The 11,099-nt window shown below is 71.7% G+C and carries 8 protein-coding genes; all 8 read left to right on the top strand.

Annotation, left to right across the window (positions count from 1 at the left end; translation table 11 throughout):
- Nucleotides 1-141 precede the first annotated feature (141 nt).
- A complete protein-coding gene (locus ACOTKD_RS33820) occupies nt 142-1,587 on the top strand; it encodes an aldehyde dehydrogenase family protein (RefSeq protein WP_424892831.1) in 1,446 nt (481 codons plus the stop codon).
- Between the two features lie 221 nt (nt 1,588-1,808).
- A complete protein-coding gene (locus ACOTKD_RS33815; protein WP_424892830.1) occupies nt 1,809-2,768 on the top strand; it encodes an NADP-dependent oxidoreductase in 960 nt (319 codons plus the stop codon).
- A gap of 461 nt (nt 2,769-3,229) precedes the next feature.
- The gene (locus ACOTKD_RS33810; protein ID WP_424892829.1) at nt 3,230-4,492 is read left to right on the top strand and encodes a sensor histidine kinase; all 1,263 of its coding nucleotides are present in this window, start codon (nt 3,230-3,232) and stop codon (nt 4,490-4,492) included.
- Nucleotides 4,458-5,183: a response regulator gene (locus tag ACOTKD_RS33805; protein WP_424892828.1), complete on the top strand. Its 726-nt coding sequence runs from the start codon at nt 4,458-4,460 to the stop codon at nt 5,181-5,183. The genes ACOTKD_RS33810 and ACOTKD_RS33805 overlap by 35 nt, the downstream gene beginning before the upstream one ends.
- 337 nt (nt 5,184-5,520) lie before the next feature.
- Nucleotides 5,521-7,455 carry an acyl-CoA dehydrogenase family protein gene (locus ACOTKD_RS33800; RefSeq protein ID WP_424892827.1) on the top strand — a complete coding sequence of 645 codons (1,935 nt, stop codon included), beginning with the start codon at nt 5,521-5,523 and terminating at the stop codon, nt 7,453-7,455.
- Between the two features lie 275 nt (nt 7,456-7,730).
- Nucleotides 7,731-9,008, top strand: coding sequence for a 1-deoxy-D-xylulose-5-phosphate reductoisomerase (dxr, locus tag ACOTKD_RS33795; protein WP_424892826.1), 1,278 nt, complete (start codon nt 7,731-7,733; stop codon nt 9,006-9,008).
- The gene (locus ACOTKD_RS33790; protein ID WP_424892825.1) at nt 9,005-10,306 is read left to right on the top strand and encodes a M50 family metallopeptidase; all 1,302 of its coding nucleotides are present in this window, start codon (nt 9,005-9,007) and stop codon (nt 10,304-10,306) included. The genes dxr and ACOTKD_RS33790 overlap by 4 nt, the downstream gene beginning before the upstream one ends.
- A gap of 174 nt (nt 10,307-10,480) precedes the next feature.
- Nucleotides 10,481-11,099, top strand: a 619-nt coding sequence (locus ACOTKD_RS33785; protein ID WP_424892824.1) for a flavodoxin-dependent (E)-4-hydroxy-3-methylbut-2-enyl-diphosphate synthase, incomplete at its 3' end; no start/stop codon positions are given.

Here is an 11,099-nt window from a genome sequence, read left to right as displayed (position 1 = left end):
GAGGGACTCCGGCATGCCTGCCACCCCGCCATTGCGGTGCCCCCTCCCGCAGTACTGCTCCACCACGGACAATCGGCGCCCGGCCACCCCGCACCTACGGTGGGGGAGCAATATCCACACCACTTGGGAAGGGCCGGGATTGTGACTGCTCCCCACGCGTTCTGGCTGGCCGGCCGCGAGGCCACCGGCGAGGAGACCTTCGACGTCACGAACTCCTGGGACGGCCGTCTCGTCGGCACCGTGAGCGTGCCCACCGAGGCGCAGGTCGAGGAGGCCGTTGCCGCCGCGCACGCCGTACGAGAGGAGTTCGCGGCGACGCCCGCCCACGTGCGGACCGCCGCCCTCGACCACGTCGCGAAGCGGCTCACCGAGCGCGCCGAGGAGATAGCCCAGCTCATCTCCGCCGAGAACGGCAAGCCCATCAAGTGGGCGCGCGGCGAGGTCGGCCGCGCCGTCTCGGTCTTCCGCTGGGCCGCCGAGGAGGCCCGCCGCTTCAACGCCGGCGATGCGCAGCGCCTGGACACCGACGCGGGCGGCACCGGCCGCCTGGCGCTCACGCGCCGCTTCCCGCGCGGCACCGTGCTGGGCATCGCGCCGTTCAACTTCCCGCTGAACCTGAGCGCCCACAAGGTCGCCCCGGCGATCGCCGTCGGTGCGCCGATCATCCTCAAGCCCGCCCCGGCGACCCCGATCTCCTCCCTCGTGCTGGGCGAGATCCTGGCCGAGACGGACCTGCCGGCCGGCTCCTGGAGCGTGCTGCCGGTCCCGAACGACCGCATGCCCGCCCTCGTCCAGGACGAGCGGCTGCCGGTCATCTCCTTCACCGGCTCCGGCCCGGTGGGCTGGTCGATCCTCGACTCGGCCCCGCGCAAGCACGTCACCCTCGAACTCGGCGGCAACGGCGCGGCGGTCGTCCTCGCCGACTGGTCCTCCGAGGAGGACCTCGACTGGGCCGCGCAGCGCATCGCGACGTTCTCCAACTACCAGGGCGGCCAGTCCTGCATCTCGGTGCAGCGGGTCATCGCGGACGCCTCGCTGTACGAGCGCCTCGTGCCCAAGGTCGTCGCCGCCGTCGAGGCCCAGGTCACCGGTGACCCGTCGGACGCCGCGACGGACGTCGGCCCGCTGGTCAGCGAGGACGCCGCCAAGCGGGTGGAGGCCTGGGTGAACGAGGCTGTGGAGAACGGCGCCACTCTCCTCGTCGGCGGCAAGCGCGACGGTGCCACGTACGCCCCGACCGTCCTCGCGGACGTGCCGGCGGACGTGACCATCGCCTGCGAAGAGGTCTTCGGCCCGGTCCTGACGATCACCAAGGCCGAGGGCGAGGAGGCCGCCTTTGCCGCGGTCAACGACTCTCCGTACGGCCTGCAGGCCGGCGTCTTCACGCACGACCTGCAGACCGCGTTCCGGGCGCACCGCGCGCTGGAGACCGGCGGCGTCATCATCGGCGACGTCCCGTCGTACCGCGCCGACCAGATGCCCTACGGCGGTGCCAAGCAGTCCGGCGTGGGGCGCGAGGGCGTCCGCTACGCGATGGACGACTACACCTACGAGCGGGTGCTCGTGCTGACGGGCCTGGCGCTCTGACAGAGCCCCCTGCAGGCAGCAGAGCCCCACCGGACGGCCGGGACGCGCATGGAGCGCGCCCCGGCCGTCGGCGTTCCCGGCTACGGCTCCCAAGTCCTGGCTCGATCCCGTTCTGGCCTGATCCTTACGAACCATGGCAGTCAGGCCACTCGTTGCCGTCCTCGATCTCCGCGAATCTTGGGGACATCGAACCGAACGGCACGACTGCAAGGAGCGCCACCATGACCGCCACCCCCGCCCGCATGCACGCCATCCGCCAGGAGACCGCAGGCGGCCCCGAGGTGCTGCAGCTCGTCGAGACCGACCGCCCCGTGCCGGGCCCCACCGAGATCCTCGTGCGGGTACGGGCCGCAGGGGTCAACCCGGTCGACTGGAAAACCCGGACACGTGGCTACTACTACTCGGGCCACGTCCCGCCCTTCGGCCTCGGCTTCGACGTCTCGGGCGTGGTCGAGGCGGTCGGCGACGGCGTGACCCTGTACGCCCCGGGCGACGAGGTCTACGGCATGCCGCGCTTCCCGCACCCGGCGGGCGCGTACGCCGAGTACGTCGCCGCGCCCTCCCGGCACTTCGCCCCCAAGCCCCAGGGCCTCGACCACGTCCAGGCCGCAGCCCTGCCCCTCGCCGCGCTCACCGCGTGGCAGGCCGTCGTCGACACTGCCCGGGTCACGGAGGGCCAGCGTGTCCTCATCCACGCGGCCGCGGGTGGCGTCGGCCACCTGGCCGTGCAGATCGCCAAGGCCCGGGGCGCGTACGTCATCGGCACGGCCAGCGCCGCCAAGCACGACTTCCTGCGCGGCCTCGGCGCCGACGAACTCATCGACTACCGCGAGCAGGACTTCGCCGAGGAGCTGGAGAACCTCGACGTCGTCGTGGAGTCCATCAGCGGTGACTACCCGGCCCGCTCCCTGCGCACCCTGCGCCCCGGCGGCACCCTCGTCTCGCTGCTCCCCCTGCAGGAGCCGGTCCTGGCCGAGGCCCGCGAACGCGGCATCCGCGCCGCGCGCATGATGGTCGAGCCCGACCTCGCGGGCCTGCGGGGCATCAGCGAGCTCGCCGAGTCCGGACGGCTCCGCACGGAGATCGCCGCAGTCCTGCCCCTCGCCGAGGCAGCCAAGGCGCACGAGCTGGGGGAGACGGGCCGCACCTCCGGGAAGATCGTGCTGACCGTCGGCGACTGATCACTGCTTGCCCGCCGGCGTCACCCGCCTCATGCGGCGAGCCTCGTGGCCTCATGCGCGCGGCCCCATGCGCGGCCTCATGCGTCCGCACGGGGCTCCAGGTGCCCCGTACCGGTCCCGGTCCGCCTCATGCGCGGCATGGGGCGCCTCCGTGGCGCGGCCTCATGCCGTGGCACCGTCGTCCCGCACCCGCACAGTGCGCCCCGCAGCTCCGTGCCGGAGCACGGAGCGCACTGCGTTCCCCCGTGGTTCCCCCGTCCCGTCGGCGCGTCCCCCGTGACCGATGCCGGGCCGACGTCACCGACGGTACGGACCGCCTGCGGGCCGGTCGTCCCGTAACGGGTGGAATTCCACCCTCAACTCGCGCAGCAGCCGCTCGGCGGTCTCCAACCAGTGCGGTAGACGGGACAGCCTCCGCCTGACCGATGCCGGGCTGCCCTCAGGATGGCTACGCTGCGGCGATGCGGACGTGGCGGGCGCTACGAGGGCAGGTTGCGGGCCGGCCGAGGGCGGCGCTGGACGTGCCGCTGGCGGCGGGGTTCACCGTCGTAGCGCTGCTGCTCGCCGGCGAACGCCCGCCGGAAGGGTGGTACTGGGACCGGCCCGACGCCCTCGGCTACACGCTGATCTGCGTCATCAACCTTCTCCTCGCCGCCCGCCGCAGCGCCCCTGTGGCGGTCTTCGCCGGTGCCGCAGCCCTGTGGCTGTGGTACATCGCCGCGGGGTTCTGGCCGGTCGTCAACAGCGCGGCTCTGATGCTGGCGCTCTACACGGTCGCGTCCATGCGCCGCACGGCCCATGCCGCGGCCTGCGGAGTCGCGTTCGCCGCGGTGTGGGTGGCGGGGGCGCTGTTCGCCGGCAGCAACGCCCCGACGACCGCCATCGCCCAGGCCCTTGTCGTGCCGTTCATCATGTGGAAGTTCGGCGACAACGCCCGCAAGCTGGGCGCCCGCAACCGCACCCTGTCCGAGCTGACCGGGCAACTGCGGCGCGAGCGCGAGGAGAACGCCCGCCGTGCGGTCGCCGAGGAGCGCGTCCGCATCGCCCGCGAACTGCACGACGTGGTGGCACACCACATGTCGGTGATCTCCGTCCAGGCAGGGCTCGCCCATTACGTCTTCACCGCCGACCCCGGCACCGCCCATGGGGCACTCGGCACCATCTCGGCTGCCAGCGGCGAGGCACTGGAAGAACTGCGCCGGCTCCTGGCCGTGCTGCGCGTCGGCCCGGAGGGCGTGGGGGAGCGCGCCGGAGAGGAAGGCCCCTACCAGCCCACGCCCGGGCTGGACCGGCTCCAGGACATGGCCGCGCGCGTACGGGCGGCCGGCGTGGAAGTGGAGCTGCAGATCGTGGGGGAGCGGCGTCCGCTTGCCCAAGGACCGGACCTGTGCGCCTACCGCGTCGTCCAGGAGGCACTCACCAACGTCATCAAGCACGCCCGCCCCGCGCGAGCCACGGTCCACGTCGCCTTCCAGCCGCACCAGCTGTCGGTCCGGGTCACCGACGACGGGCGGGGAAACGTTCCGGCCATCCCCGTACCGTCGGGCGGACACGGGTTGATCGGCATGCGCGAGCGCGCCAGGATCTACGGGGGAACCCTGGCCGCAGGACCGCGGGACGAGGGCGGGTTCGAGGTCCGGCTCACCCTTCCCTTGCAGCCGGCGGTGCGCGGGAGAGGGACAGCGGGGGATGACGGGGAAGGCGGGCGGGGCACGGGCGCCTGAGGCGGGCGGCACGGGGGACATACGCGTCCTCGTCGTGGACGACCAGGTCCTCATCCGCGCCGGTGTCGCCGCACTGCTGCGCGCCGCGCCCGGCATGGAGGTCGTCGCCGAGGCGTCCGGCGGGGAGGAGGCCGTGGCGCTCGCCGCCGAGCACCGGCCCGACGTGATCCTCATGGACATCCGGATGCCCGACCTCAGCGGCATCACCGCCACGGAGCGGATCCTGTGCGACGCACCGCCCCCGGCGCCCCGTGTCCTTGTGCTGACCACCTTCGACCTCGACGAGTACGTGTACGCGGCCCTGCGCGCCGGTGCCGCCGGCTTCCTGCTCAAGGACGCGGGCCCGCAACGGCTCCTGGCCGCCGTCACGGCGGTCGCTGGGGGCGACACGCTCTTCGCCCCCAGCGTCACCCGCCGCCTCGTCGAGGCCTTCACCCGGCGGACGGACGCGGGCACCTCCGCCCCGCCCGGAACCGCCCTCGACGCGCTCACCGGCCGTGAGCTCGAGGTGCTGCGGCACACCGCACGAGGCCTGTCCAACGCGGAGATCGCCGCCGAACTCGTGATCAGCGAGGCCACCGTCAAGACGCACCTCAACCGCGCCATGGCCAAGCTCGGCCTGTGCAGCCGTGCGCAGGCGGTCGTCGTCGCCTACGAGAACGGCCTCGTCGTCCCCGGTACGGGAAACTGAGCGCTCCAGGCCCCCGGCCCCCGGCTCACGCCCTGTCCCGAGCGTACGCCCAGGCACCAGGCGCAGGCCTCACGCCCAAGCCCGGCTCACGCCTACATCGTTGATCACACGGCCGTCATGCTCCTGTGGCCCAGCACACCGGGCGTCGGCCCCATGCCCCGCCTCATGCTGAGGCCCCATGCCCCGCCCCATGCGGCGAGGCCACCATGCCCCGGCCGCCCCGGACCGGATCGTTGCGCGAGGTCTGGTAGATGACGGGAGGATCGGGTACATACGGTCCAGTAGTACCGGTCGGTAGCCGACCGGGACGGCCCCGACTGAAGCGGCGAGGTGCCTCATGACCGCACCATCCGTACGACCGGTCTCCGAGCGCGAAGCACGCCAGGTCGCCGAAGCGGCCCGGGAGCAGGACTGGAAGAAGCCCAGTTTCGCCAAGGAACTCTTCCTCGGCCGGTTCCGCCTCGATCTGATCCACCCGCACCCGACCCCGGCCCTGGAGGACGTACGGCGCGGCGAGGAGTTCCTCGCCAAGCTCCGCGACTTCTGCGAGACCCGCATCGACCCCGCCCGCATCGAGCGGGAGGCGAAGATCCCGGACGAGACGGTGAACGGGCTCAAGGAGCTCGGTGCTCTCGGCATGAAGATCGACACCAAGTACGGGGGCCTGGGGCTCACCTCGGTCTACTACAACAAGGCCCTCGCCGTCGTCGGCTCCGTCAGCCCCGCCGTCGGCGCGCTGCTCTCCGCCCACCAGTCCATCGGCGTCCCGCAGCCGCTCAAGCTCTTCGGCACCCAGCAGCAGAAGGAGACCTTCCTGCCGCGCTGCGCCCGCACCGACATCTCGGCGTTCCTGCTCACCGAGCCCGACGTCGGCTCCGACCCCGCCCGCCTCGCGACCGCGGCGGTCCCCGACGGCGACGACTACATCCTCGACGGGGTCAAGCTCTGGACGACCAACGGCGTCGTCGCCGACCTCCTGGTCGTCATGGCGCGGGTGCCCAGGAGCGAGGGCCACAAGGGTGGCATCACGGCCTTCGTGGTGGAGGCCACGGCCGAAGGCGTCACCGTCGAGCAGCGCAACGCCTTCATGGGCCTGCGCGGCATCGAGAACGGTGTCACGCGCTTCCACCGGGTGCGCGTCCCCGCCGCCAACCGCATCGGCCCCGAGGGCTCCGGGCTCAAGATCGCCCTGACGACGCTCAACACCGGCCGGCTGTCCATCCCCGCCATGTGCGTCGCCGGCGGCAAGTGGGCGCTGAAGATCGCCCGTGAGTGGTCCACGGCACGCGAGCAGTGGGGCAAGCCCATCGCCCGGCACGAGGCGGTCGGCTCGAAGATCTCCTTCATCGCCGCGACGACCTTCGCCCTGGAGGCCGTCCTCGACCTGTCGGGCCAGATGGCCGACGAGGACCGCAACGACATCCGCATCGAGGCCGCGCTCGCCAAGCTGTACGCGAGCGAAATGGCCTGGCTGATGACCGACGAGCTCGTGCAGATCCGCGGCGGACGGGGCTACGAGAGCGCCGCCTCGCTCGCCGCACGGGGCGAGCGCGCGGTGCCCGCCGAGCAGATGCTGCGCGACGCCCGCATCAACCGCATCTTCGAGGGCTCCACGGAGATCATGCACCTGCTGATCGCCCGCGAGGCCGTGGACGCCCACCTCTCCGTCGCGGGCGACCTCATCGACCCCGAGAAGTCACTGGGCGACAAGGCCCGCGCAGGCGCCCGCGCAGGGGGCTTCTACGCCCGCTGGCTGCCCAAGCTGGTCACCGGCCCCGGGCAGCTCCCGCGCACGTACGCCGAGTTCCACCCCGCGGGCCACCGCGACCTCGCCACCCATCTGCGCTACGTCGAACGCTCGTCGCGCAAACTAGCGCGTTCCACCTTCTACGCCATGTCGCGCTGGCAGGGCCGCATGGAGACCAAGCAGGGCTTCCTGGGCCGCATCGTCGACATCGGCGCGGAGCTCTTCGCGATGAGCGCGGCATGCGTCCGCGCGGAGCGGCTGCGTGCCGAGGGCGAACACGGGGCGGAAGCGTACGAGCTCGCCGACGCCTTCTGCCGTCAGGCCCGGATCCGGATTGAGGAGCTCTTCGGTCGGCTGTGGACCAACACCGACGAACTCGACCGCAAGGTCGTCTCCGGCGTGATGTCCGGGGCGTACGAGTGGCTCGAGGCCGGCATCCTCGACCCCAGCGGCGACGGCCCCTGGATCGCGGACGCCACCCCCGGCCCCGCCAAGACGGACAACGTCCACCGCCCCATCCGCTGACCCCGCCGCCCCATGCGGGCGCTCTCGCGCCTCATGCGGCTCCTCCACCGCCTCATGCGGCCTCGCCTCGCCCCATGCGGCTGATCCACAGCCTCATGCGGCGCAGCTCCGCCCCATGCGGCAGTCATCACCGCCTCATGCGGGGCTCCGCCGCCCCATGCGGCAGCTTCACCGCCCCATGCGGGCGCGCCCCGCCCCATGCGGATGTCACCCCACGGAGGGCGGACAGGGCCTCCCTGTCCGCCCTCCGTGCGGAAGAGGCAACAATGGAGCCCATGACGGACTCCCTCGCTGACCCGCATCTGCGCTACTCCGCCCCCACCGCCGCGGGCGGACCGCGCGAGATCGTGATCCTCGGCTCGACCGGCTCGATCGGCACCCAGGCCATCGACCTCGTGCTCCGCAACCCCGACCGGTTCCGGGTGACCGGCCTGTCGGCCGCCGGCGGCCGCGTGGGGCTCCTCGCCGAGCAGGCGCGGCAGCTGAAGGTGCGCACCGTCGCCGTCGCCCGTACCGACACCGTGCCCGCGCTGCGCGAGGCGCTGGCGGCGCAGTACGGGGCGGAGCCGCAGCCCGAGATCCTCGCGGGCCCCGACGCGGCCACCGAGCTGGCCCGCAGCGAGTGCCACACCGTCCTGAACGGCATCACCGGTTCGATCGGCCTGGCGCCGACCCTGGCGGCCCTGGAGGCGGGCCGGACGCTCGCCCTGGCCAACAAGGAGTCGCTCATCGTCGGCGGACCCCTCGTCAAGGCCCTCGCCAAGCCCGGACAGATCATCCCCGTGGACTCCGAGCACGCCGCGCTCTTCCAGGCGCTGCTGGGCGGCACGCGCGCCGAGGTCCGCAAGCTGGTCGTCACGGCCTCAGGCGGGCCCTTCAGGGGCCGTACGAAGGCCGAGCTGGCCTCCGTGACCCCCCGGGACGCGCTCGCCCACCCCACCTGGTCCATGGGGCCGGTGATCACGATCAACTCCGCCACTCTCGTCAACAAGGGCCTCGAGGTCATCGAGGCGCACCTGCTGTACGACATCCCCTTCGACCGCATCGAGGTCGTCGTCCACCCGCAGTCCTACGTCCACTCGATGGTGGAGTTCGTCGACGGCTCCACGCTGGCCCAGGCGACCCCGCCCGACATGCGCGGCCCCATCGCCATCGGCCTCGGCTGGCCGGAGCGGATCCCGGACGCTGCCCCCGCCTTCGACTGGTCCACGGCCTCCACCTGGGAGTTCTTCCCCCTCGACGACGAGGCCTTCCCGTCCGTCGGGCTCGCCCGGCACGTCGGCGGGCTGGGCGGCACGGCGCCCGCCGTCTTCAACGCCGCCAACGAGGAGTGCGTCGACGCCTTCCTCGCCGGCGGGCTGCCGTTCAACGGGATTGTCGATACGGTCGCGGAGGTGGTGGCGGAACACGGCACGCCCACCACGGGAACCCGTCTCACCGTCGCGGACGTCTTGGAAGCGGAGGCCTGGGCACGCGCCCGGGCCCGTGAACTGGCAGCGCGGACGGCCCCGGCGGCCCGTACCGCGAAGGCGACCTCGGAGGCCCGCGCATGACGACACTGATGACGGTCCTCGGGATAGTCGTCTTCGTGGTGGGTCTGCTGTTCTCGATCGCCTGGCACGAGCTCGGCCACCTGTCGACCGCGAAGCTGTTCGGCATCCGCGTGCCGCAGTACATGGTCGGCTTCGGGCCGACGATCTTCTCGCGGAAGAAGGGCGAGACCGAGTACGGCATCAAGGCCGTCCCGCTCGGCGGCTACATCCGCATGATCGGCATGTTCCCGCCCGGTGCGGACGGGCGGATCACCGCCCGCTCCACCTCGCCGTGGCGCGGCATGATCGAGGACGCCCGTTCGGCCGCCTTCGAAGAGCTCCAGCCCGGCGACGAGACGCGGCTGTTCTACACGCGCAAGCCGTGGAAGCGCGTCATCGTGATGTTCGCCGGCCCGTTCATGAACCTCGTCCTGGCCGTCGCGATCTTCCTCGGCGTGATGATGTCCTTCGGGATCAGCACGCAGACGACGACCGTCTCGACCGTCTCCGAGTGCGTCGTCGCCGCCAGCGCCCCCACCGACAAGTGCGGCAAGGGCAACCCGGACTCCCCGGCCAAGGCCGCCGGCCTCAAGCCGCGCGACAAGATCGTGGCCTTCAACGGGCACCGCACCGACGACTGGGCCACGCTCCAGAAGGAGATCCGCAGGACCACCGGCCCGGCCACCGTCACCGTCGAGCGCGACGGCGTCCGCAAGACCCTGAGCGCGAACCTCATCTCCAACCAGGTCCAGAAGTACGACAGCAAGGGCGCGCCCATCAAGGGGCAGTACGTGACGGCCGGGTTCCTCGGCTTCGCGCCCGCCACGGGCGTGGTGCCGCAGACCTTCGGCCAGTCCGTCGACCGTATGGGCGACATGGTGCAGTCCGGCGTCGAGTCGCTGATCGCGCTTCCCAGCAAGATCCCCGACCTGTGGAACGCCGCGTTCGACGGCGGCGAGCGCAAGGCCGACTCCCCGATGGGCGTCGTAGGGGCGGCACGGGTGGGCGGCGAGGTGTTCAACCTCGACATCCCGCCGTCGCAGCAGATCGCGACCATGCTGTTCCTGGTCGCGGGCTTCAACCTCTCGCTGTTCCTGTTCAACATGCTGCCCCTGCTGCCGCTGGACGGCGGGCACATCGCCGGGGCGCTGTGGGAGTCCGTGCGGCGCGCCTTCGCCAAGGTGTTCCGGCGCCCCGACCCGGGGCCGTTCGACGTCGCGAAGCTGATGCCGGTCGCCTATGTGGTGGCGGGAATCTTCATCTGCTTCACTCTTCTCGTCCTCATCGCGGACGTGGTGAACCCTGTACGGCTCACCTAGCGCGAAGTGAGGACAAACGCCCGTTTGTGGCGACCGGCCGGATTTTGTGGCCGGTCGTCCGCGTTTGAGGGGCCTCCGCGATGGGATGTGCTTCCAACGGACCGGGTGCCGTAATCTCGAAGCGGAGCCCGCCGATCTCGGGACCTTGATTCACACCTTGGGGTTGCTCGCCACATGACTGCGATTTCGCTTGGAATGCCCTCCGTTCCGATCAAGCTCGCCGACCGCAGGGTCAGCCGCAAGATCCAGGTCGGCTCCGTGGCCGTCGGAGGCGACGCACCCGTCTCGGTGCAGTCGATGACCACGACCAGGACGTCGGACATCGGCGCCACGCTGCAGCAGATCGCCGAGCTGACGGCTTCGGGCTGCCAGATCGTGCGCGTGGCCTGCCCCACGCAGGACGACGCGGACGCGCTGCCGGTGATCGCGAAGAAGTCGCAGATCCCGGTGATCGCGGACATCCACTTCCAGCCGAAGTACGTCTTCGCCGCCATCGACGCCGGCTGCGCCGCGGTGCGGGTGAACCCGGGCAACATCAAGCAGTTCGACGACAAGGTCAAGGAGATCGCGAAGGCGGCCTCCGACGCGGGCACCCCCATCCGGATCGGTGTGAACGCGGGCTCGCTGGACCGCCGCCTGCTGCAGAAGTACGGCAAGGCGACGCCCGAGGCGCTGGTGGAGTCGGCGCTGTGGGAGGCGTCGCTGTTCGAGGAGCACGGTTTCCGCGACATCAAGATCTCGGTGAAGCACAACGACCCGGTGGTGATGGTCAACGCGTACCGTCAGCTGGCGG

The organism is Streptomyces sp. XH2, assembly GCF_049725035.1.
In the GTDB taxonomy this organism is placed as follows: Bacteria; Actinomycetota; Actinomycetes; order Streptomycetales; family Streptomycetaceae; genus Streptomyces; species Streptomyces roseoverticillatus.
The sequence above is the reverse complement of the archived record's forward strand: the minus strand, read 5'-3'. Positions and strand labels throughout refer to the sequence as shown.